Origin of the sequence: Flavobacterium anhuiense (assembly GCF_004151235.1) — a bacterium.
Lineage (GTDB): Bacteria > Bacteroidota > Bacteroidia > Flavobacteriales > Flavobacteriaceae > Flavobacterium > Flavobacterium anhuiense_A.
In genome coordinates this window covers 218,695-239,334 of the sequence record NZ_JUIV01000006.1, presented here as the reverse complement: position 1 = coordinate 239,334, position 20,640 = coordinate 218,695, and the positions used below count along the sequence as shown (strand labels likewise).

Annotated in this window: 24 protein-coding genes; 4 read left to right on the top strand and 20 right to left on the bottom strand. The window is 34.9% G+C overall.

Features of this window, described 5'->3' with window-relative positions:
- The first annotated feature begins 135 nt into the window (after window positions 1–135).
- Together NU08_RS10475 and NU08_RS22325 are read left to right on the top strand one after the other, a co-directional pair.
- Entirely contained in the window at window positions 136–663 is a 528-nt protein-coding gene (locus tag NU08_RS10475) for a hypothetical protein (RefSeq protein ID WP_129747066.1), read from the top strand.
- Window positions 664–669: 6 nt separating this feature from the next.
- On the top strand, window positions 670–822 hold the full coding sequence (locus NU08_RS22325) for a hypothetical protein (RefSeq protein ID WP_157498692.1): 153 nt from the start codon (window positions 670–672) through the stop codon (window positions 820–822).
- A 38-nt stretch (window positions 823–860) separates the two neighbouring features.
- Here the strand turns inward: NU08_RS22325 and NU08_RS10470 are convergent, their stop codons facing one another.
- Window positions 861–1,289, bottom strand: a complete 429-nt coding sequence (locus NU08_RS10470; RefSeq protein WP_129747065.1) for a DUF3592 domain-containing protein — start codon at window positions 1,287–1,289, stop codon at window positions 861–863.
- A gap of 176 nt (window positions 1,290–1,465) precedes the next feature.
- Here NU08_RS10470 and NU08_RS10465 point away from each other — a divergent pair, with 176 nt between their 5' ends.
- The gene (locus NU08_RS10465; RefSeq protein WP_129747064.1) at window positions 1,466–1,699 is read left to right on the top strand and encodes a GNAT family N-acetyltransferase; all 234 of its coding nucleotides are present in this window, start codon (window positions 1,466–1,468) and stop codon (window positions 1,697–1,699) included.
- Between the two features lie 277 nt (window positions 1,700–1,976).
- On the opposite strand, the gene NU08_RS10460 is transcribed toward NU08_RS10465, so the two are convergent.
- The 19 genes from NU08_RS10460 to NU08_RS10370 all read right to left on the bottom strand — a co-directional run bounded on the left by NU08_RS10460 (window position 1,977) and on the right by NU08_RS10370 (window position 18,628).
- A complete protein-coding gene (locus NU08_RS10460; protein ID WP_129747063.1) occupies window positions 1,977–2,309 on the bottom strand; it encodes a helix-turn-helix domain-containing protein in 333 nt (110 codons plus the stop codon).
- 43 nt (window positions 2,310–2,352) lie between these two features.
- Window positions 2,353–2,502 (bottom strand): hypothetical protein, encoded by a 150-nt coding sequence (locus NU08_RS22320; protein WP_165352447.1) that lies wholly within the window; start codon window positions 2,500–2,502, stop codon window positions 2,353–2,355.
- Between the two features lie 346 nt (window positions 2,503–2,848).
- On the bottom strand, window positions 2,849–3,895 hold the full coding sequence (locus NU08_RS10450) for a hypothetical protein (RefSeq protein ID WP_129747061.1): 1,047 nt from the start codon (window positions 3,893–3,895) through the stop codon (window positions 2,849–2,851).
- A gap of 22 nt (window positions 3,896–3,917) precedes the next feature.
- On the bottom strand, window positions 3,918–5,060 hold the full coding sequence (locus NU08_RS10445) for a hypothetical protein (protein ID WP_129747060.1): 1,143 nt from the start codon (window positions 5,058–5,060) through the stop codon (window positions 3,918–3,920).
- 12 nt (window positions 5,061–5,072) lie between these two features.
- A complete protein-coding gene (gene traN / locus NU08_RS10440) occupies window positions 5,073–5,936 on the bottom strand; it encodes a conjugative transposon protein TraN (protein WP_129747059.1) in 864 nt (287 codons plus the stop codon).
- Window positions 5,937–5,947: 11 nt separating this feature from the next.
- Window positions 5,948–7,234, bottom strand: a complete 1,287-nt coding sequence (gene traM / locus NU08_RS10435) for a conjugative transposon protein TraM (RefSeq protein WP_129747058.1) — start codon at window positions 7,232–7,234, stop codon at window positions 5,948–5,950.
- Between the two features lie 270 nt (window positions 7,235–7,504).
- On the bottom strand, window positions 7,505–8,128 hold the full coding sequence (traK, locus tag NU08_RS10430; protein WP_242502534.1) for a conjugative transposon protein TraK: 624 nt from the start codon (window positions 8,126–8,128) through the stop codon (window positions 7,505–7,507).
- Between the two features lie 17 nt (window positions 8,129–8,145).
- Window positions 8,146–9,342: a conjugative transposon protein TraJ gene (traJ, locus tag NU08_RS10425; protein WP_129747057.1), complete on the bottom strand. Its 1,197-nt coding sequence runs from the start codon at window positions 9,340–9,342 to the stop codon at window positions 8,146–8,148.
- Window positions 9,343–9,346: 4 nt separating this feature from the next.
- Window positions 9,347–9,982 (bottom strand): TerB family tellurite resistance protein, encoded by a 636-nt coding sequence (locus NU08_RS10420; RefSeq protein ID WP_129747056.1) that lies wholly within the window; start codon window positions 9,980–9,982, stop codon window positions 9,347–9,349.
- 5 nt (window positions 9,983–9,987) lie between these two features.
- A complete protein-coding gene (locus tag NU08_RS10415) occupies window positions 9,988–10,605 on the bottom strand; it encodes a hypothetical protein (RefSeq protein WP_129747055.1) in 618 nt (205 codons plus the stop codon).
- A 14-nt stretch (window positions 10,606–10,619) separates the two neighbouring features.
- Window positions 10,620–11,303: a conjugal transfer protein TraI gene (locus NU08_RS10410; protein ID WP_129747054.1), complete on the bottom strand. Its 684-nt coding sequence runs from the start codon at window positions 11,301–11,303 to the stop codon at window positions 10,620–10,622.
- Window positions 11,304–11,316: 13 nt separating this feature from the next.
- A complete protein-coding gene (locus NU08_RS10405; protein ID WP_129747053.1) occupies window positions 11,317–13,785 on the bottom strand; it encodes a TraG family conjugative transposon ATPase in 2,469 nt (822 codons plus the stop codon).
- A gap of 30 nt (window positions 13,786–13,815) precedes the next feature.
- Window positions 13,816–14,127, bottom strand: a complete 312-nt coding sequence (locus NU08_RS10400) for a DUF4133 domain-containing protein (RefSeq protein ID WP_129747052.1) — start codon at window positions 14,125–14,127, stop codon at window positions 13,816–13,818.
- The gene (locus NU08_RS10395) at window positions 14,127–14,465 is read right to left on the bottom strand and encodes a DUF4134 domain-containing protein (RefSeq protein WP_129747051.1); all 339 of its coding nucleotides are present in this window, start codon (window positions 14,463–14,465) and stop codon (window positions 14,127–14,129) included. Before NU08_RS10395 ends, NU08_RS10400 begins: the two co-directional genes overlap by 1 nt.
- 125 nt (window positions 14,466–14,590) lie before the next feature.
- Window positions 14,591–15,061 (bottom strand): hypothetical protein, encoded by a 471-nt coding sequence (locus NU08_RS10390; RefSeq protein WP_129747050.1) that lies wholly within the window; start codon window positions 15,059–15,061, stop codon window positions 14,591–14,593.
- A gap of 246 nt (window positions 15,062–15,307) precedes the next feature.
- A complete protein-coding gene (locus NU08_RS10385) occupies window positions 15,308–15,505 on the bottom strand; it encodes a YqaE/Pmp3 family membrane protein (protein ID WP_129747049.1) in 198 nt (65 codons plus the stop codon).
- A 59-nt stretch (window positions 15,506–15,564) separates the two neighbouring features.
- On the bottom strand, window positions 15,565–16,737 hold the full coding sequence (locus NU08_RS10380) for a hypothetical protein (protein ID WP_129747048.1): 1,173 nt from the start codon (window positions 16,735–16,737) through the stop codon (window positions 15,565–15,567).
- A 35-nt stretch (window positions 16,738–16,772) separates the two neighbouring features.
- Complete coding sequence (locus NU08_RS10375; protein ID WP_129747047.1) at window positions 16,773–17,660, bottom strand: helix-turn-helix transcriptional regulator; 888 nt, start codon at window positions 17,658–17,660, stop codon at window positions 16,773–16,775.
- Window positions 17,661–17,935: 275 nt separating this feature from the next.
- Window positions 17,936–18,628 (bottom strand): hypothetical protein, encoded by a 693-nt coding sequence (locus NU08_RS10370; protein ID WP_129747046.1) that lies wholly within the window; start codon window positions 18,626–18,628, stop codon window positions 17,936–17,938.
- Window positions 18,629–18,966: 338 nt separating this feature from the next.
- Here NU08_RS10370 and NU08_RS10365 point away from each other — a divergent pair, with 338 nt between their 5' ends.
- Window positions 18,967–20,637: an AraC family transcriptional regulator gene (locus NU08_RS10365; RefSeq protein WP_129747045.1), complete on the top strand. Its 1,671-nt coding sequence runs from the start codon at window positions 18,967–18,969 to the stop codon at window positions 20,635–20,637.
- Window positions 20,638–20,640: the final 3 nt, after the last annotated feature.

The window sequence follows — 20,640 nt, the reverse complement described above, 5'->3', positions numbered from 1 at the left end:
AACTAACTAACTAACTAACTAACTAACTAACTAACTAACTCAGAATAAAAAAAACTCTTGCCCAGTGGCTTGCCGCCTTCTAAACACATGGCAAAAATATTTTCAAAATCGGATTTTATTCCTTAAATTAGCTAGATGGATAAAGAAAACGAATCGGGGCTTGATTTTATAATTGACAAACTGACAAACTCTATAGAAAATGCCATAACCGGAGACAGCTTTCAAACAGAAATTTCTGTTCTCCAGAATTCTGATTTAAAGCATCTGACAAAGAAAAACGGCTGGCTCTTCAATTGGAAAGAAGAATTTAAAAACCCAATCAGAGATATCTACAAACTTACAATTGTTGGAAATTCAACAATAATTCAAGGTCTGATAAGTTTGGAAGTAAAGTCGGATCATGTTTACATGCATTTGGTGGAAAGTGCCCCTTTCAATAAAGGCAAAACAAAAGTTTATGTAGGCGTCGCCGGCAATCTGGTCGCTTATGCCTGCAAATTATCTTTTCAGCGCGGACATGATGGAAATGTTTCTTTCCTTTCAAAGTCGCAATTAGTCGGCCATTATGAAAAAACGCTTGGAGCATTCCATTTTGGCGGAAGGATTATGATAATTGAAACAAAATCAGCTTTGAAATTAATCAATAGATATTTTCAAAAATAAATAATTATGAAAACAAAAAAATTAGACCTGGAAATAGACAGCATAGGCGGACTAAACTCTCTGACGCCAACTGAAGAAAAAGCTTTAAGCGATTTTTTCCAGAAGAAAAAACTAATGAAAAAGAAAACTGAAAAAAAGAAAGCAACGCTTAAAAATTAGCCTGCAGCACAATTGCAAAACAACACCTCTGCTATTTATTAGAGGATAAATCTCGCTGCGATAAAATATCCCCCTCCAATAACTAATAATGGAAGAGCAATTGATAACAGAACCAATGTCCATATAAATACTCTAAAGTAACTACACAAACTTACTTCCGATGGATCTGAAGGATTATAGATGACAGTTGTCGTCTCGCCTATTTTCCAGGAAGGAGGATCTGTTCCTTCTGCTAGTTCATATGTTACCAATTGGTTATCTTTTGTCCGAAAAGTAAAGATTGGAGCAAACACTATGCCATCTGATTCGTATCTGTAAAGGTCAATAACAGTTGCAGTAGCTTTATCTCCATTTTTTAGAAATAATATTGTATTACGGAAACAGAATATTGCCAGTAAAAGGAACACTAGCCCTAGTCCTAGGATTAAATAATATTGCCACATAATTTTCTTTTTTATTTGTTCCATTTCAATTGCTTTATTATATCTAATTGATAAATAAACACTAACGAATATAATACAATTTTCAAAAAGCAAGCTGCATCAGAAACCTGCAAACAAATAAACAAGGATAATTACGTGAATTTTCAGTATCATATCTTTGATTATTAATAGAGAAACTATATCTATCCAAGGAGAAATCCTTGGAAATATTTTTTAAGCTGCTTCTGCTTTCTTATTCTTTTGATGTATTAAATGCAAATCGGGTTCAGTTTAGAGCTAAAGCTGATAACATTCGCTCGAGAAAAGCTATCGAAAAAATCGGCGGTGTTTTCGAAGGCGTTTTCCGTAAAGACAAGATTGAGCCAAATGGATATCCTAGAGATACTGCATTTTTAGCATTATCGACTCTGAATGGGAAAATGCAAAGAAGATGATTGAATTAAAAATAGAAGAAAAAGTCAATTGCTGAATCCATTTAATGAAATAGGCAGATAAGATAAAGGGACTACTCGAGATAGAACAGTAAAATTCAGTAGTGAGCGATTTTATCTCTCCAAATCATTCATAAAATCCAAAATAAATTTACACTTCTATAACAGTGAGAAATCCAGTTCCAGAAATTCACTTTCCAGAATTTGTAAGGGATGCATTGGCAAAAGGTACAAATGGGGTACAAATAAAAAAACTGCAAAAAAATTGCAGTTCTTAATTTTAGTATCTTTTATCTAACCTGTTATTTACTTCTTTTTGGATTTCTGCTATCGTCTTAATTCGCCCGGACTTAATCCAGTCAAGCAGTTCAGTCTTTTGGAAATATAGGCGCTTGCCCTTTTTGCTTACTGGCAGTTCATTCCTGCATACTTTAGAATATATAGTGGCAACAGAAAGCTTCAAGAGTTTTGAAGCATCCTGGATAGTAAGTAAATTATCATCAATCTCTTTATCCTCTTTCGCATTATTTTTTAAAATCCTTTCAATATTTTCTAGTCGCAAAGAAAGGGTTCCTAAAATATCCGGCAAATCTTCAAATTTATATGGTTTCATAATATTCATAAGTTTTGTAGATGCAAAAAGGCTTGCATCAATATTATTTGGCTGGTTTCAAGCTCTCTGAAAGGAAATAAATTTCAATTGCTTCTTCAATTGTAACATTCATCCCCTCAGAGTCTAACATTTGCATAACTTTCTCTGGAGTAAACTTCCCTCTAATTTTTTCTTCTTCATCTTCCGTCATCATCTAATTAAAATAATAAAAGCCCATTTTACGGGCTTTTATTATTATATAAGTTCAATCGTAAAAGTAAATCTTGCTTCCTTGTGTTTTCTTAAACGAAGGCTCGTATTTAAGATATCCATAATCACTCAATTCCTGGATGCATCTGTGATAAGTATGCGGAGAGGAAATCTTTGCTAGTGGTGTTATATCATGTCTATAGACCTGTATTGGGTTTACAAACTGATTCTGCGTCCTATATTGAAGCAAAGACATGTAAATTGCAATATGTGTTGAGCTTATCCGAAAATCATTTTCAATTGCTGTAAAAAAGTCCGATAGCGGTTTTAAATTTTCCATTTTGAATAATTTATAAACTTTTACTTTTAGCTGTTCTATGTTGTCTTTGAGAGTTCTGTATCGCTACATTCCGTGCCTGCTTGTTTGAAGTTTTGGAATTTTGATTTAAAAGATCCGGAAGCAATACTTTTTTTAAATCTTCATTGTGGATCACAAGCCCTCTATTTTGTGGATTAGCTTCTACATAAAAATTTTGAGAACTGCCATTTCTTTCTAATTTAACCAGTTCTCTGCCTCCATTTTTTAAAGATCTCAAGATTTCCCCAACCTGTAATTGATCCAAAGAATTTATAGGCAATTCTTCCAAAGCCTTCTTTAAATCATAGCCGTACTCTTGAGGAAATTCTTTTACTCTATAACTGCCAGATGCATCTTTATCATTTAAATCCAATTGCTTCCAGATTCCATCGATCAAAACCGCCCGACCTGAAAGTAATTCATAAGACTGTCTTGCATTAACACCATCGTCTGTAAAAAAATGCTGTCTATTATCTTCATTTTTGGATTGTGAATAAAGACTGGTTTTAAATCCTTCGAATTTATATTGGCCGGACTCATCTTTTTTAAAATTAAGAGAATGATCTAGTCTCTCTTTTTCATTTAAATAGTAAGAAACAGGCACAATAAATTTCGTTTCTCCCAGATTCATGTATCTCTCGACTTTTTTAAAAGCATCTTTAAAACCTATTCTTTCCAATTTTTCCTTAAGCTCATTGTTAGATTTCGCTTCAGTTTTGCTGTAAATAGCAGATTTTAATCTGATAGTCATCTTTAGAATTAAGTTTTTATAAATAAACCTTCTTAGCTTTTCGGGGTATAACTGGTTTACCAGATTATCGTGCTCGCCTTTCACAACTTGAAGAGTAAGGTTTTCATAAACACTATTCGTCTTACGATATCTAACCAGCACACTTTCATACCATTTTAACTTCTGCTTTAAAAGAGAAGTTTCAATTGAAGGACTGGAACGGAAAAGTTTTTTTAGGTTTTCCTCTTTACTATTCCAATCATTTATTTCAATTGCAAGCCTATTGGTAAGGGACTGATTGTCCATCATTTTTTACTTTTGATTATTAATCCTACACAGATTTACCCGCTTTTCTTTTGCGAGCTGTTGAGTTCTGCTCTTTCTGTGCTGGTTCACCATCACTATCCTTGCTGACATTTTTATCCTTAGATTCCGACTGTTTTTGCTGTTTGCTTTCTCTATGATTGATTCTCTGCAGACTTCCGTCATAGACATTTAATGTTTTAAACTGAGGATTGGCCTCCACAAACATTTTAGTTTCCACACCATTGACAACAAAAGTTACTGACTGTAGATTTCCTTTCTTAAGTGAGCTCATCAGATTTTCTTTGTAGTTTGGAGTCTGAAGCTCTTTAATAGAATGTTTTTCGAGACTCGCCTCTAGGTCATAGCCATAATTTTGATGAAAATGATTTATTTTAAAATTGCCATTGTTCTCTGATTCTTTAAAATCCATTTTTAACCATGCGTTGTATGATTCCCCTTCCTTGGTTTTAAGATCTTTGTTCACAGAACGGCCTTCCATCAAATTGTAAGCTTCCTTAAGAGTTATACTTGTGCCATCATTATTTATATAAAATGTTTGCTCCAGTCCAGGCTTGTTCTCTTCTTTCTGCAGATTCACATGATAAGAATTAAAAAAGTAAATGTCACTCTGATCTGATTTCTTGAAATTCAATTCAACTGTCAAAGTATCATTGTTTGGCACTCCATTATTCATAATCCCGCTATGGATGATTTTAAAATCCTTATCACCTTTCTGCATGTTCTCTTTTAGTTCTGTTTCAAACGTTTCCCCCATTCCAGTGTATTTTAACTGGTCCTTTAGATATTCTAAATTTTTCTCGTTCATTGTATTTGCATTTAAGTTGTTTTCATTCAATTCATTTCTCTCTTTATACAGATGCATGAAATCATTTACATCAACGGTCTCTATTCGAGAAGTATCAATACCGCTCTGTAGAATTATGTTTAAGTCATTGATGAGAGATGTTATTGGAATATTCTTAAAATAATCAACATCATTAGGCCCTACAAGGCAATAATCCGCTGCAGCCATCGATGTTCTAAAAAACTGAATAGTATCGCTGTCAGTAATTAATTTCAAAGGATATGCTGCAAATTGATAACCGTATGAAACCATCTCTTCCGCGTATGATAACAGCTTTTCAGCATCTGCTACATTTATTGTCATGATATATCTCGTTTAAAATTTATCCATGTTAAATGCCTCGATTGGAAATACTTTCTCGGTCAGGTTACTGCTGATATCAAGTTCAAGATGTCTTCCACCATTTTTTTCAATTAGCTGAAGTGTGAGATATTTGTTTTCAGGAATAGTAAACTTTTCGAGCGCATAAACTTTTACTACTTCAGACTTATAGGGGATCAAAGTGGATGACGTACTTTGATAAAGCGGCTCAATTTCTATTTCCTGCGATGCAGTACGTTTTGATTTTTTTTGATCCCTGATAAAAAATCGGAACTGATCAATGTCATAGTTAATCTTTGACTTATTTTCAAATACTATCCTCAAATACAAAACATCCTGATAAATAAAAATACCGTTTAGCTCTAGTCTTATCTGATACTTAGATTTGTTATAACCGCCGATTTTATTCTTTTTAGATAATGCCAGGGAGGCACATTGTTCTATTTTTTTCTGGTTTTCGTTCTCAAGTGAAAATAAAACATCTTTACTGGCAGCAATGGAATTCACGGCTTTGACATTCAAATCCGGACAGTCATCATCATAATTCAGTACAAATACGTATAATCTCGCGTCAGAAGTCACAACAGTCAGGTTGGTCTGAATGAAATGCTGTTTAGCTGCTTTAATCAGTAATATATTCTCTACACCTTTGGCTTTCTGTACCAGTACCTCATCACTTCCTTTATCAATGCTCTTGATTGGATAGGAAAAAACAATACTTGTTGTTTTGGAGTATCCGATCTGAACGCTTTTGTATTGGTCTTCGTTCGCTATCGTCTCTTTTACACTCAACTGAGGATAGGCTAAAACAGAAAACAGCAATAAACTCATTTTAAATAAATGATTAATTCTTTTCATTTTTTTTCACTTTAAGGTTTTAGATTCTTTTGTTTTTCATCATACAGAAGTACCTGATATCCTGCTTTAACTATTACTTTGATGAGTTTTACTTTCTTGCTTAAAAGACTTTTTGCCGCCTCGATACCCATTCCAGCTGCCTGAGCTCCCCATGAATCTGTAACACCGGTCAACCCTAAAGTCTGTATTGATCGGTCTGCAGAAGCCTTCGCTACATCCCTGCCGATTGCACCTGGAATATTTATCCCTTCCATTCCATCAATATCATAAACCGCAAGCTGAACTGGGAATATGGAGCTTCGGTATTGCAGATTTTCTATCTTTATTTCAAGTCTTTCCCCTTTCAAAGCGGCAACACCATATAGGAAAGTGTTTTTTGGAATTACTGTACCCTGAATTGCCGCATCACCTCCGAGTCTTAATTTTATAATTGATCCGTTGACAACAGTCTGGGTTTCATGCACAAATGCTTCCAGTGCATTTTGAGGAGAATCTCCATTTGTTGCATCTTCTACTGTATAAAAAGCATTCTGTTGAAAATTGTTCTCTGCTTTATTTTCCTGAAGTGAAGTAATATTTACTGATGCTTTTTTGCTATCTACGTTATAAACTTTTCCTTTCTTGCTTTCTGAATTTTTAAGCAGCTTTTCCGCAACTCTTGAAGGATGTTGGATATCGAGTATGTTTTCAAGCATACCGCTCAATTGCTGCAGTTCGGGATCTGGCTGAGATTCCCCCATAGTAGACATCATTTTTTCTAAGTCCTTGATTTGAGTAGAAACTTCGTTGGATGAACCATATTTCTCAAACTCGCTCATCTCCTGCCCATACTTGTCTACTGTAGATGGCTGACTGATGGCTTTCTGCAACAAATAAAGTTTTTCATATATCTTTTTTTCATTTCTGTTCTGCAGCGGTTCTGAATTTAGCCCTCGACCATTGCTTAAAAAATCTTTTAACCTCACATCTGATTCAGCAAATGGACTCTGAGATTGATCAAGCAGCTTATTATTAGAGTAATTCGGATCTTTTTTAATTTGTTCCTGCAGTTTAATGGAGTCTACCGCCGCTTGGTCATAATAGCTCATTTTATTTAAAGATGAATCTTCCTTAAACTTTGGAATGGGCAGATTAAAATTGAAACCTTTTTTAATTTTATTTTCTGCCGCATCTGTACTCATCTTTCCTCCACCTAATGTGTAAAACAAAATAGATATGAAGGGAAGAGTTATCAATGGCAGCATTAAAAGCATTTTTCTTTTTTTATCTTCTTTCATAGAAATATTTTTTTGTTCCATGTCTTTACTTTTTAAAATGAATTAAATTATTGTTGAAGGCTTTACCATTCTGTTCCCCGACTGAAAAATATCTCAGTTTAAAGCCTCATAAACTATAAATAGAAAATAAGCAGAACTAAATGCAATAAATAATACCAGGAAAAGAATCAGTTGCTTTTTGGAGAATCCTTGCGTAAGAAACTCCATCTTTCGCACCCATTTTTCCTGTAGAAACAGATAGTATCTGTTGTATACAAATGGCGCTTCTCTTTTTTTAAATAGCGATTTCATCTACTTTCTGTTTTCTACACCGAGGTCTTTATTTTCAATAGTATTGAAACGTTCGATTAAAAAGCCGTGAGGATTATTATCACTTCTTGATACATTTCGAAGGCTTCCTTCGGTGATTAGGCTTCTTTTTAAAATACTTGTAGTTCGAATTATACTTTGTCTGGCAAAACATTTAAATCGATATGGATAATCTTTTATGTCGATGTTTATGCTGTCTATTTGTACAGTCTGGCTGATATTTCCTGATATGACTCCTGAATAGAATCCATTTTCCTTTAGGTCGTCGTAGATTCTTTTTGCACTTTCATCAGCCAGATATAATGCCTTCGTCACATTTGTTTTAATTACCTTGTCATCAGGGTCAAGGGTAAAGAAAAATTTGTGAAATGTTTTGACATGATCTCTGGCTTCCACTGGTATATTATCCTTCCTTTCAGAAGCATACGCTTCTAGTGCTTTGCCCGCTGCCAGGATATAAACCTTGTCTTGCATTCTGGCTACAGTCTGGAAACTTTTATAAAGCGCAAAACAACAGATAACAACACAGCCTGCAATAACCAGCATTGTAAAGCTTCTTACATATTTAAAAGCTGAATCAATATTCTTCATTTTAGTAAACATCATCTGTTTTTTTAAGTTTATTATGAATTTCCTTTGAGCTTGTCACCCATGTAATTTCCTTTCTCTTGAAAATAGGGAGATGAAGCTGAAGATGTGGACATACTCTGTGACATCTTCCCTGCCGCATTTCCCATGCTGTCCATAACCATCGCGGTTCCTTGTGATGCTTTGGAAATAACCGAACTGGTTGAACCGCCAAATAAGCTCGTAGTCTTTTGCGCCAGTGCTCCCCCGCCTCCTGCATGCACTATATAATTAGCCACTGAGGGTACAGTGAAATAGCCAATAATACCTATTATCAAAAATATCAGGTATGCAATATCTGTTCTGCTGAAAAAAGTATCTCCAGTTGCTTGTACCTGTGAAAGATCTAGTTTCAGCATTAATTCCTGTATCTTTCCGATAATACTTCCAAAAATATTTGCGACAGGAAGCCATAAGTAGATATTGATATATCTTGCCAGCCATACTGTGAGGGTATGCTGGAATCCATCAAACACTGCTATTCCAAAAACAAGCGGTCCCAATATAGAAAGAACTACCAGTTGAAATGTTCTTAGCGTATCTATACATAGCGCAGCAGCTTCGAACAATACCCTTAGCACCTCGCTCATCCATTCTTTAACTGAATTCCTAAAGCCGTAAGATGCTTTTTCCATTGCAAATTTCACATCATTCCCAATTCCTGCAAGCATACTCTCATCTGAAGGATCAGCGCCATCGTGGGTATATTTGTACCATCTGTCCCTATCACCGCTGCCAGTCCCGCCGACATACATTTTCCATGTGTCTGTTTCTTTGATTGCTTTTTCCTTTTCCTTTAAAAGAACAGCAATTGCATTATTCGATCCCGCAGCCATGGCAGCCGTTGCAGTTACGGTCGGTTTCATAACGCCGTTGATGAGTGCCAGTACAGATGGAAAAATCATAATGCTGAATCCGATCACAAACGGTCTGAACAAGGGATAAAAATCTATTGGTTCGGCATTGGCGATATGTCGCCAAACCCTTGAAGCTATGTACCAGATGGTTCCAAAACCCGCAATTCCCTGCCCCACACCGATAAGATTTGAGCACAAGGGCATCATTTCATCATAAAGCCTATCTAAAACGGAATGAAGGCTCTGCATTTCATCTCCCAATCCCTGAGCAGAACTAAAAAGAGGGATCATCACCAGAATTACAGAAAGGATTTTATTTCGAATTGACAGTTTCATACCCTTAGTTTTTAAGTTCCTGTATTGCTTTGGAGGCATAAACATCTTTTTTCTCTTTTGCTCTCTGGAGAAGCAATACGTTTGCAGATGAACTGAAATCTCGCATGAAAAACAGCTTATCCTGCATCTGCAGATAAATAGTATCAATAGCTTCCAATCTCTCGTCGTCCGACATTCTCAACTTATCGGCGGTAATAACCATTGTGAGCTCATCAAGATTCGTGAGGCTTTCACTCAGGAGGTTGGCATAAACTTGATCAAAATATATTATTTCCTTCTCGCTAAAATTCTCACTTTTTGTTAATCTGCCCAGTGCGTTCCTGCTTTCTTTTACCAGCAAAATCTGGTAATTGACAATATCTCCCACCCTTTTGTAATTCTTTACCATTGGACTTACCTGCATCAGGGCATCTAGAAAAGCCTTATGAAGACTGAAGTTTCCCTCGGACATATCTTTAACCGTCTTGTATCCATTAGACAGAAGTTCGTAACCCTTTTTCATATCGCTAAGTATCTTTTTGAACTGCGATAGTTTTTCAATATTCAATATCAGCTGCTGGATTTCTGCTGACTGTGCATTTGATTTGTCCGGTACAAATAAAAAGATGATGATTATTCCTAGAATTAATATCTTTTTCATAAGTTTTAATTTAATCCATATGAGGCTCTTATACTTTTAGAATCATTTAGATCTGCTCTCTTAGAAAGAGAAAGCAGTTTTGCATCATTGCTGAATGAAGTACAGAAATTGTAATCATCTGTCATTTTTTTGTGCAGCATATCAATCCGTTCAATTCTCTGGTCATCTTTTAGCTCCAGTTTCGAATCAGTTGTGAGGACTAAAAGCTGTTCTAGTGTGTCGTTGCAGCTTTGAAGCAGTCTTACAAAAGAACGTTCCACATAGTCCAGCTCACTTCCATGAAATAAATCGTGCGTTTTTAAACTGACTAAAGTCTCTTTACAGATTTTCAATATCTGAAACTGCAGCGAAATAATTTCTGCTGCTTTGTAGTAGGTTCTGACTTTTGGATTAACTTTTGCCAGAGATGCAAAATAATCACCATGAAGGTTTACTTCCCCTCTTTTGGCATCCCCTATAAAATTGAGTCCTTTCGAAACGGCAGAATAACCTTTTTTCGCATAATCAATATACACCTGAAGTGCTGCAATCTGCAGAAGCAGTTCCTTGCGCTGCTTGGCTTGCGCTTGTAGTCCCTGCTGAAATACAAGTATTAGAAACAAGGGTATTAATAATTTTTTCATGATTTTTATCTGAATTATGGTATTCCGTAAAATTCTTTGACAAGATTTACATCTGCTTCTGTTTTTGCCCTCTGCAGACTCAGTAAAACATTCTGCTGATTGAACATAGTAAGATCATCATAATTAGCATCAATCTGGTCAGCAGCCTTATTAATGATTTCCAGTCTTTTCAAATCAGTCATCTGGGTAGTGAACAAATCCAGTATCAAAAATATCTGATCGATATTCTTCATGCTTTCTTCTAAAATACCGGTATAGACCTTCTCCATGTACCGAATCTCACTTGCTTTAAAGTGCTTATTCTGTCTAAACAGATTCCATGCTCTTTCGTATTCCTGAACCAGCTTTGTCTGCTTCGCAGTAATTTCTTTTATCCTCTGATAGTAAGTGATAATGGATTTCACTTTCGCAAGCTCTTCATAATAACCTTTATAAAGGTCTTTCTGCTTTTGCGTCCATTCTGAGATTTCGTCGAGTTTAAGTTTAGAGAGCACATTTTCGACCTGCTTTTGGGCATTCTGAAGCCAAATCGTTTTGTTCTGCAGTTTTTGGATCCGAAGATCAATAGCTTTGATTACTTTCTTTGTCACAGCTTTAACGATTTCCAGTATTGGCAGTGCTGCTGTTTTTTCAGCTGGTCTGACCGGAGTTGCAACCAGCAGAATACAAATAAAACAACCCGCTAATTTCTTTTTCATTTTCTCTTTTCATTTAATTTCCACTTCGAATTTCCTGAGCCATTGCGGCAATTCCTTTTTTAATGTCCCCGCCGAATTTTTTGGCATAGGCATTCATTTTCACCTTTTCGCTTTCCTCTGTTGTATAAGCTAAGTATTCCTCTAAAGAAACTTCTGTTCTATACACTTTTGATAGCATACCCCCCAGCGAGATAAACACTTCCTTATATTTCTTGCTGGGATCGTTTGCCTTGTTTACCGAGAGCACAAGTGCTTTCTCTTTTTCAGTCAGTCCTAACAGCTCCTGAATCTGATCAAATTTATTCTGGTATTTGCTTTGGTCTAACAGGATTTTACAGTCACTATTGTTGATGATAGCCTGTTTTACTACAGGTGATGAAATTATATCTTCCACTTCCTGAGTGACTACTATAGCTTCACCAAAAAATTTACGGACAGTCTTGAAAAGATACTTTATATATTCGGCCATTCCTTCCTTCGCAATAGCTTTCCAGGCTTCCTCAATCAGGATCATTTTACGAACCCCTTTCAGTTTTCTCATCTTGCTGATGAAGACCTCCATAATAATGATGGTGACTACCGGAAATAAAATAGGATGATCCTTAATGTTGTCGAGCTCGAAAACAATAAACCTTTCTTTTAAAAGTTCCAGATTTTCCGTGGCATTTAACAGATAATCAAACTCACCTCCTTTATAATAGGGACGCAGTACGTAGAGAAAATTGTTGACATCAAAATCCTTTTCTTTAACCTTGTCACTTTCCAGAATGGGAACAAAATCATCTTTTAAGAATTCATAAAAACTATTAAAGCAGGGAAAGACATCTGAATTGATTTCTAACTTCTCATAATACAGCTGAAGGGCGTTAGAAAGTGCGACATATTCACTGCGGTTAAAAGTTTCATCATCTTTCTTCCAAAGAGCCAGCAGCAGTGTTTTAATGCTTTCTTTTTTTTCAGTATCGAGATTATCTCCCTCTGATATGTAAAATGGATTAAAACGAATCGGATTCTTTTCATCATAGGTGAAGTAATAGCCGCCAACCATATCGCAAAGCCCTTTATAACTGTGCCCGACATCTACCAGAACAATATGTGTGCCCTGCTCGTAATAACTTCTTACCATATGGTTGGTAAAAAAAGATTTACCGCTTCCTGAAGGCCCTAAAATGAATTTGTTCCGATTGGTGCAGATTCCCATTTTCACAGGCTCGTCGCTTATATCCACATGAACTGGTTTTCCCGTCAGTCTGTCTCCGAGTCGTATACCGCAAGGGCTAAGAGACGATCTGTAGCCAGTTTCCATATTGAGGAAGCATACAGCCTGTTCTGTAAAAGTGTCGAAAGTATCATTCATTGGAAAATCTGCAGCATTCCCCGGCATTCCTGCCCAATAAATCTGCGGTGCACCTACAGTCTCCTGTTTTGCAGCCGAATCCATCTGCGCCAGTGCTGATGAAACCTTGTTTTTAATATCTTTTAGTTCTTCTTTATCCGCACTCCAGGCAAGTACATTAAAGTGTGCTTTTACAGGAAGTCTCTGCTGGGATATAGCTTCATTAAGAAAATCATTCGTGGCATCTCTGGCAATCAAGTTCTCCCTGCTGTAGGCAGACAGCGACTGAAGCCTCAATCTTTTACTCTCGAGTTTCTGAATTGTTTTCTGCGCATCCTCAATAAACAGATACTGATTATAAATATGATTGCAGGACAATAGCTGACCCAGCGTAGATGCAAAACCAATGCTGAATTTTGTTTTATCGGTCGAATAACGGTCGAAATTAATCCTCGATCCGCATAGTCCAGGCAGGTCTGCAGCATCACCTAAAGTAAACAGCTGGCAGTATTTATCGCCAACCTTCAGCCCTTCATCAAAAACTATGTCGTTAAAAACAAAAGAATCTTCTCTCTCTGATAAAAGACTATACCGTTCAATAATACCAATCTTCCTGCCTTCACTTTTAATGGAATTATTTTTAAGGCGCTCAAGCTTTATAAATCCGCTGTCTTCCATAACCCTGCGAAACTGTCCCGTACAATCAATAAAATCCTGCAGTATTTGAGGGTCCAACGTTTCTTGAGACACCAATGTATTCCTCAAAAGACTGGAAAATAAAGAACTGGAATTTTTCCTCCCTGCCGGTTTCTTAGTCAGCATGATATAGCAGGTATGATCCAGAAAAGGTCTTTCATTAAAGAAGCGCTCACTGCTCCTTGTCAAAAAACTGCTGTCATCGCTTGAAAAGTCCGCGACATGCTTCTTTTCTAGAAACCAATCCTGTTTGTGAAAAATGCAGTGTTTAGGCAGCAATTTCAATGCCTTTATCCAAGACTGGTGAAAGGCTTCATACTCTTGGTCCGAGAGCGTAAAAATTTCGGGAAGCTCCGCCTTGAATACTACAGTTACATCACCTTGTTTTGATAATATGCAATCATGTTCTACTGCTATAATTGGCAATATATCTTCCATCCTCTTCCCCATCTCTCTCCTTTTTTATTTAACGTTTTACAGCTATATCTTTATGAAAACTTCCCTGCTCTTTACATTTATAAATTTTGGAATCTGTTTTTTTGCGAAAGCTTTCATCATTCCATATTCGCCGTATTGGTTGCTCATCCTGTAGATTTTAAAAACCAAAAATCCACCTGCCGTTCCAATTATACCAACACATATCAAAGAAGGAACACCTATGATATACAGAATTGCAAAGAGTATCATAAGAAATACGACTCCACCTCCTAAGTACCAGATGTATTGCGCTTTTAGGCCTTTAAATTCAATACTTTGATTAATTCCCTTATTAATCTGATACACACTGTTCATTAGACTCCGAAAAAAGATTTGATAACAGTTGCCACCACAACAAGAAATACACAGCTGCCAAACCAGGCGGCAGCTACTTTTCCGGTATCGGGATCACCGGCATTCCACTTTTGATATACTTTTACAGCCCCGATAAGGCCAAGAATTGCGCCTACTGCATACATCAGTTCCGTACCGGCATCAAAATAGCTTCTAACTTTTTGATTTGCTTCGTTAATTCCTGCTACTCCGTCTTGCGCATGAATTTTAGTTTCATACACTAGCAGTAATACCAAAATGCAATAGGACAATACTTTTTCTTCATTTACTTCCTTTAACTTCCACCAACATTTTTTCATCACACGTCATTTTAAAGATTATTTATAGTTAAAAAGCAGAGGAAAACCGCCGTTACAGCTCTATCATCTTGTCACACAAAGCCATACCGCACCAGAGAGAACAGGGGTTATTCCTCCGCTGAGTTTTAAGAAATAGTCTCCTCCCATAGTTGATCCGCTTCGGCAAACGTTAAAGAAAACTGAGGGTGCTTTTCGCTTTCGGAGACTATTAAATGATTTATATCTTCACGCAGTGAAGAGATCTTCACATACGGATATTCATCAAGAACCATTCGCAGGTAATTTTCGAATTGTTCTTTAAACAAGTTTTTCTCGGCACTTTCCTTCACAGCTTGAAGTATTCTGGCGGAAAGTTCTTCTGCGTCATCTAAAGTGTCAAAAGATTCTGAAAAAGATGATGACAAACCTGTGTGTATTTTTCTTTGCAGCAAAGATTTAGAACTTGTAGATTTCTTAAACGGGCCATTTCTTTTTTCGCTAGAGAAAAATTCCTTTAAATCGCCTTTATAGAATTTAAGCAGTACTATTAGATACCATACCACTAAGATTACACCTATGACAGTAAGGTAGCTGCCCCATGAAACACTTGCAAACATAATCATCTTCATTTATCATTCAACATTCATCTATCCAAATCAAAATCTTAGAGATATGATTTATTTTACATCCCAAAGGAACGACTACAATGAAGCTTCTACAAGTACAACTTTTCTTGTACCCTTTTGTACCCCTTGAATTTATTGGTCAGCAGAAGATAAAATGTACATATTCACACTGATAAATAAAAAAGGCTTCTGCAGTTAGAATAACCACAAAAGCCTTTCAAATAATATAAGTCGTTTTTATTTTGAACGCATAGCTTTAATTAATTTCGCATTACGTTTATCAGCTCGCGAATTCTGAAGCGATAAAACCGCCCAGATTGCCGCTGGTATCCAGCCAATCAAAGTAATCTGCAGAATGAGACAAATGATTGCTGTAAAAATCTTACCCCTTAAGAAAAAGGAAAGTGAAGGGAAAAATATTGCTATTAATGTCATAATCTAGAATGTTTAGTAGTTTGTCGTGAATATTCAATTTTGTTACGCAGATTGATTATTCAGTATGTCTTAATCTTTTCAATAATTTTTTTAAGTGTTTGGATAGCAATCTCCTTATCCCTGTCCTCAGCATTATAAGATTTACTTCGAACAGATTGATACGAAAGATCTTTTTTGAAAGGCGTAGATAAAAAAGGCACAATAGTTTTAAAAACCAAGTTCATTGATCTTGCTTTTAAAACCCTGGATTCATCACTTGCTCGTAAAATCAAAGCCATTTGATCAGTTGACAGAATGCATTCAACTTTATCATTTGATTTGCCTAATTGTTCTGAAACCAAATGTTCTGCATTAATCTGACTCTCAAGATACGCAGCCTCATAACTAAACCAGTCCAGTAGAATACTTTTAATTTTTTTTGTAGCAGGATTAAAAGTTACATTTTCATTAGAATACAGCTGATTTAACTCTTTTGAATTACACATAAGAAAATTCAGCCTTTCATTTGCATCTTCGATAAGACTAGTATTTTTAGATAAATTGTCGATAAGGAAATCAATATATCTCTTGCTGTTGAAATTAGTTTCAATTAAGATTTTATCTAATGCTGAAAATATAGATAAGGATTGATTGACGTACGATGTTTCCAATAGACGATTCATAAGCTGGCGTTCATACAAAATTTGTCTAAAAGAAGCTTTATTGTGTGAAATTTGAACAGATTCAGATAAAGCATCTTTAATAATATCAATTGTACTTCTTTCCTTTTCCGTTTCAAATGGCCTCTTTTCTAACATTGCAATTTTATGAATTAACTCTTTTCTCGTTACTGCAAGGTAAGTTATCGGTACTCTTTCATCAAGACTCAAAAAATTAGAAAATCTATTTTCCACAAAAGAAAGAAGCTCATCAAGCGTACTTATAATTAGTTCTATAACTTTTGCCAAGTCTTTTTTCTTTAGTTCCTTGCATTGCTGATTTTCAACTGCACTATCAAGAAGATATATTAAATTAGAATGGTACTTACGTACCTGTAATCGTATCTGCCTCTTTTTAACTAATGAAAAAATTTCATTCTTCATGCGAACCTGAATATGATTCGCTTCTTTTACAATATTTTCTGTAATTAATGTTACTTCTGTTTTAGTTAAAATGGTAACATTCGATTTATTTGGATTTAGTATTTGCAGTATAACATAATCTAACCATTCTAAAGGATATATAGTATTCATAGTACACTTGTTTAATGTAGGCCAGACAACGAAAACTATAGAGCAGTAAATCCTTCTGTAGATTTCGAGCGGTAAATAGATGGGGAGGTCGAGGTATGTTTTTTAAAAAAATTACTAAATACTGAAACACTGCTAAACTCCATTTCCTGTGTTATTTCAGCAATAGTATAATGAGGATCATCAAGCAGGATTTTAGATTCAGTAATTAAGGAATCAATTATTAAACTTTTAGGGCTTTTTCCGGTAATTTCTTTTACTACTTTATCTAAATATCCAGCAGTAACAAATAATGCACCAGCATAAAACTTTACATAGTGCTGTTTTTTATAATGTATTGACAAAATAGTTAAAAACTGCATCACAAGGTTTTCCTTTCTATTAAAACTGATTACTGAATTTGCTGAATGTTTCGAATAAATTAGTTTGAGTTCGTAAAGAAATAAACTTAAACTTATCCGAGGCAGATCGCTATCGTTGCCATTTCGCGTAGCATCTAGATTTACAAAATAAATAAGCTTGTAAATGAGTGATAAAACCTGATATTCCTTTTCTTCCAAGGCAATCTTGAGAGGTTCTTTAGTTATAAAAAAGTACAAAGATTCTACTAAATCTTTTTTAAGGCAGTTCTTATGTACAAAATCCGAAGAAAACAATATTAAATATAGCTGTAAGTTGTCACGAACTTCTAAAAAAGTGCAGTAAGAATCTTTAGGGATTACAATAAGTTCATGAGATATTAAATCTTGTGTTATTTCCTGAAGTTTAATTTTTAAACTACCCGATCGAATTAATAAAATCGATAAATTTTCAGTTTTAAACAATTCATCGTTTAAAGTTATTCTTTCATACTTTTTAATAATATGGATATCCAGCCCTTCTATAGGAAGTTTTTTTAGGTCAGTATTAATGAGATCTTTTATCATCTTAATTGGTATTTGATGCTTTTTCGTTAATCTTTAAATCTTATCCTAATCATGAGATAAGACAGTAAATAGAGATTAAGCAGACAGGTAATAAAAAACAGGTAAGCCAGGATGCGGACGGATATTGCACCCTCCTGTCCAGATCGAAGCAGGCTTTCTATTTCATCATACCGAAAAAGATCAATGATGAAATAGAGGCTTGCCAGATTAATTAAGATCAGACATGAATATAAAAAAAGCTGAAGTTTCATATTAAGAGATCTTATCATAATTTTTTAATACAGATTATTGAAAACAACGGCTAGTGTAACCAGTGTAATCTCATTTCCTTTGAGATTAATTCCTTTTGACGGCTTATTGGTTACAGAAGTTTCCCAGTCTCTGTCTCGCTTACGCGCTTCTGCATACAGCGAATACCTTGATATGGCAGAAACCTTTAAAATAGTGTCTTTTTCTTCCTGTATTAGGACAGAATCTGCAATTACGCCGTCTTCATAATCTAGAATGTAGTTATGGACATCATCGTAATCATCATCCTGTTTATCGACTAACTCACTAACGAAATAAGTCAAATTGTTTTTAACTGAGATACTTAAAGACGCATCATTGATAAGCTCAATTAACTTGTTTTCAGGGTCAGCGAGTATCACTGCTATCATTTCAGGTGTGATCGTAATAACACTTTTATTTGTTTTACGCTTTACATCTCCTTTATCGGTCAGATAAAGCAATTGTTCAATAAGTTGGGCTTGGTTTTTTACAGGCCCGTTTTCCAATTCAAAATTTTTAAAATGATTATAATAATCCAGTCCAATTTGATCAAATGGGTTGTTTGGATTTGCTGCATCTGTTACTTTAGAACTAGATTCATCTTTAAAATCTTTGGATAATGTTGGTAATGATTCTTGATCATTTGTACAAGAAAACATTGAAAGTGAAATTGCAATGCATAATAATAAACTTTTCATGATTAAATAGTTTTGAAAGTAAATGAGAATAGTTTCTCAGTTCATTTCATCCGGATTGGCAGAACTTTTATCCAGCACCCTGCTAAACATTTTTGCCCGTGAATTCGAAGCAAATCTATTTCGATAAAAATCCTCACACAAGGCGATATCTGTGGGTTTCCATGAATTTATGGTTTGGAATTCCGTGAATTCCATACTACTTTTAAACGTACATAATTACCTACAATTCAATTATTTAGTTTATATTTGAAGTTGCTTTTTATGACATTATCCTGAATCGTCCACTAATTTTCAAGATCAATTTATAGAAAGAAATGTCTCCCCTACATATTTAATCTATGAAACAATTTTTAATCCTCTTGTCATTACTGTACATTTCTAATTGTATGTTCAGTCAGAAAACCAGCATCAAAGTTCCTGACTCTCTTAAAAATAAAAGTTATAATTATCTCGATGATAAGATGTACAGCTTTAGGAAAGACAGCTCCAAGGCTGCACCATACCTTAACACTTATCTGTACAAGGCATTAAAGGAAAAAAACTGGGAAGAGGTCGTTTATGCGTACCAGAACATATTGCATCAATCTCCTGAAAAAATCAGAATTATTTATGCGGACAGTATGGTCTATGCAGCAAAAAAAAGTACAGATAATGCTTTAATAGGTTCTGCGTACCTTTCAAAAGGGATTGTGTATTATGGACAAAAAAAATATGAAAGCGCTTTTGATAATTACATTACAGCAAATAGTTACATTTCCCTAACTGATGATCAATACCAGCATAATAAGGTGAAATACCATATGGCTCAGGTCAAATATTTACTAGGCTTTTATGATGAGGCAATTTCACTGTTTCAGGATTGTTTAGAATATTATATAAAAGAAGATACAAGAGCCTATTTGAATTGCCTTCATTCACTTGGCGTCCTTAACAACAAAATTGGGAATTATGGATTATGCTCAGAAATTAACAAGAAGGGAATTTCTGAAAGCGAAAGACTAAAGAATTTGGAAATGATTCCTTATTTCAAGCACTCAGAAGGTATAAATTTATACTTTAAAAAAAATTATGGCACTGCAATAGCAGACATAGAATCTTCCCTTGACAGTATTAGGGAAAATAAGGATTTTGCAAATGAGGCCGTGGGGAATTTCTATATTGGTAAAAGTTATTGGGCTCTCAATAAAAAAGAGAAAGCTCTTCCCTATTTTTTAAAAGTTGATAAAACTTTTACAGAGAAGAATTATATGCGTCCTGATCTTCGTGAAGTTTATGAACTGCTTATCAATTATTACAAAAGTAAAAATGATCAGAAAAGCCAGCTTTTGTACATCGACCAATTACTAAAAGCGGATTCTTTACTAAATGAAACCAACAAATATCTAATTACAAAAATTCATAAACAATACGATACCAAAGAGCTGCTTGTTGAGAGGGAAAAAATTCATAAACAGCTTAAAAGGGAAAAATATTATGATGTTATTTTGATCACAATTGTTCTAATGCTTTTTACATTCTCAGTGTTCCTAACCTATCGCTATCATAAAAACAAAAAGTTTTACAAAAAGAAGTTCGACGAAGTAATGCAAAGTCCTGCTTCATTAGATAAACCAATCCTAAAACTTAAAAAAGAAAAAGCAGAAATTCTTGATATTCCTGAAGAAACTATTGCTTTTGTATTGAAAGAACTGGAAAAATTTGAATCAGAAAAGAAATTTCTAGCCAAAGATGTACGATTAACAACGGTAGCCGGTATGCTCCATACGAATTCAAAATACTTGTATAAAATTATATCCCATTATAAAAATAAACGGTTTATCGAATACATCAATGATTTAAAAATTGATTTTATTATTAATTTATTGAAGGAAAATAAAATGGCTCGAAATTATACTAATACAGCTCTTGCTCTTGAAGCTGGATTTAGCAGTACACAACAGTTTGTAAATGCTTTTAAGGCAAGGACTGAAATGCCTGTTAATTTTTTTATTGCAGAAATTAATAAGTAGAGT

What these genes read in the sequence shown, in the direction of transcription:
- NU08_RS10475 (WP_129747066.1), top strand. Translation starts at nt 136, where the DNA reads ATGGATAAAGAAAACGAATCGGGGCTTGATTTTATAATTGACAAACTG.
- NU08_RS22325 (WP_157498692.1), top strand. Translation starts at nt 670, where the DNA reads ATGAAAACAAAAAAATTAGACCTGGAAATAGACAGCATAGGCGGACTA.
- NU08_RS10470 (WP_129747065.1), bottom strand. Translation starts at nt 1,289, where the DNA reads ATGGAACAAATAAAAAAGAAAATTATGTGGCAATATTATTTAATCCTA.
- NU08_RS10460 (WP_129747063.1), bottom strand. Translation starts at nt 2,309, where the DNA reads ATGAAACCATATAAATTTGAAGATTTGCCGGATATTTTAGGAACCCTT.
- NU08_RS22320 (WP_165352447.1), bottom strand. Translation starts at nt 2,502, where the DNA reads ATGATGACGGAAGATGAAGAAGAAAAAATTAGAGGGAAGTTTACTCCA.
- NU08_RS10450 (WP_129747061.1), bottom strand. Translation starts at nt 3,895, where the DNA reads ATGATGGACAATCAGTCCCTTACCAATAGGCTTGCAATTGAAATAAAT.
- NU08_RS10445 (WP_129747060.1), bottom strand. Translation starts at nt 5,060, where the DNA reads ATGACAATAAATGTAGCAGATGCTGAAAAGCTGTTATCATACGCGGAA.
- traN (WP_129747059.1), bottom strand. Translation starts at nt 5,936, where the DNA reads ATGAAAAGAATTAATCATTTATTTAAAATGAGTTTATTGCTGTTTTCT.
- traM (WP_129747058.1), bottom strand. Translation starts at nt 7,234, where the DNA reads ATGGAACAAAAAAATATTTCTATGAAAGAAGATAAAAAAAGAAAAATG.
- traK (WP_242502534.1), bottom strand. Translation starts at nt 8,128, where the DNA reads ATGATGTTTACTAAAATGAAGAATATTGATTCAGCTTTTAAATATGTA.
- traJ (WP_129747057.1), bottom strand. Translation starts at nt 9,342, where the DNA reads ATGAAACTGTCAATTCGAAATAAAATCCTTTCTGTAATTCTGGTGATG.
- NU08_RS10420 (WP_129747056.1), bottom strand. Translation starts at nt 9,982, where the DNA reads ATGAAAAAGATATTAATTCTAGGAATAATCATCATCTTTTTATTTGTA.
- NU08_RS10415 (WP_129747055.1), bottom strand. Translation starts at nt 10,605, where the DNA reads ATGAAAAAATTATTAATACCCTTGTTTCTAATACTTGTATTTCAGCAG.
- NU08_RS10410 (WP_129747054.1), bottom strand. Translation starts at nt 11,303, where the DNA reads ATGAAAAAGAAATTAGCGGGTTGTTTTATTTGTATTCTGCTGGTTGCA.
- NU08_RS10405 (WP_129747053.1), bottom strand. Translation starts at nt 13,785, where the DNA reads ATGGGGAAGAGGATGGAAGATATATTGCCAATTATAGCAGTAGAACAT.
- NU08_RS10400 (WP_129747052.1), bottom strand. Translation starts at nt 14,127, where the DNA reads ATGAACAGTGTGTATCAGATTAATAAGGGAATTAATCAAAGTATTGAA.
- NU08_RS10395 (WP_129747051.1), bottom strand. Translation starts at nt 14,465, where the DNA reads ATGAAAAAATGTTGGTGGAAGTTAAAGGAAGTAAATGAAGAAAAAGTA.
- NU08_RS10390 (WP_129747050.1), bottom strand. Translation starts at nt 15,061, where the DNA reads ATGTTTGCAAGTGTTTCATGGGGCAGCTACCTTACTGTCATAGGTGTA.
- NU08_RS10385 (WP_129747049.1), bottom strand. Translation starts at nt 15,505, where the DNA reads ATGACATTAATAGCAATATTTTTCCCTTCACTTTCCTTTTTCTTAAGG.
- NU08_RS10380 (WP_129747048.1), bottom strand. Translation starts at nt 16,737, where the DNA reads ATGAATACTATATATCCTTTAGAATGGTTAGATTATGTTATACTGCAA.
- NU08_RS10375 (WP_129747047.1), bottom strand. Translation starts at nt 17,660, where the DNA reads ATGATAAAAGATCTCATTAATACTGACCTAAAAAAACTTCCTATAGAA.
- NU08_RS10370 (WP_129747046.1), bottom strand. Translation starts at nt 18,628, where the DNA reads ATGAAAAGTTTATTATTATGCATTGCAATTTCACTTTCAATGTTTTCT.
- NU08_RS10365 (WP_129747045.1), top strand. Translation starts at nt 18,967, where the DNA reads ATGAAACAATTTTTAATCCTCTTGTCATTACTGTACATTTCTAATTGT.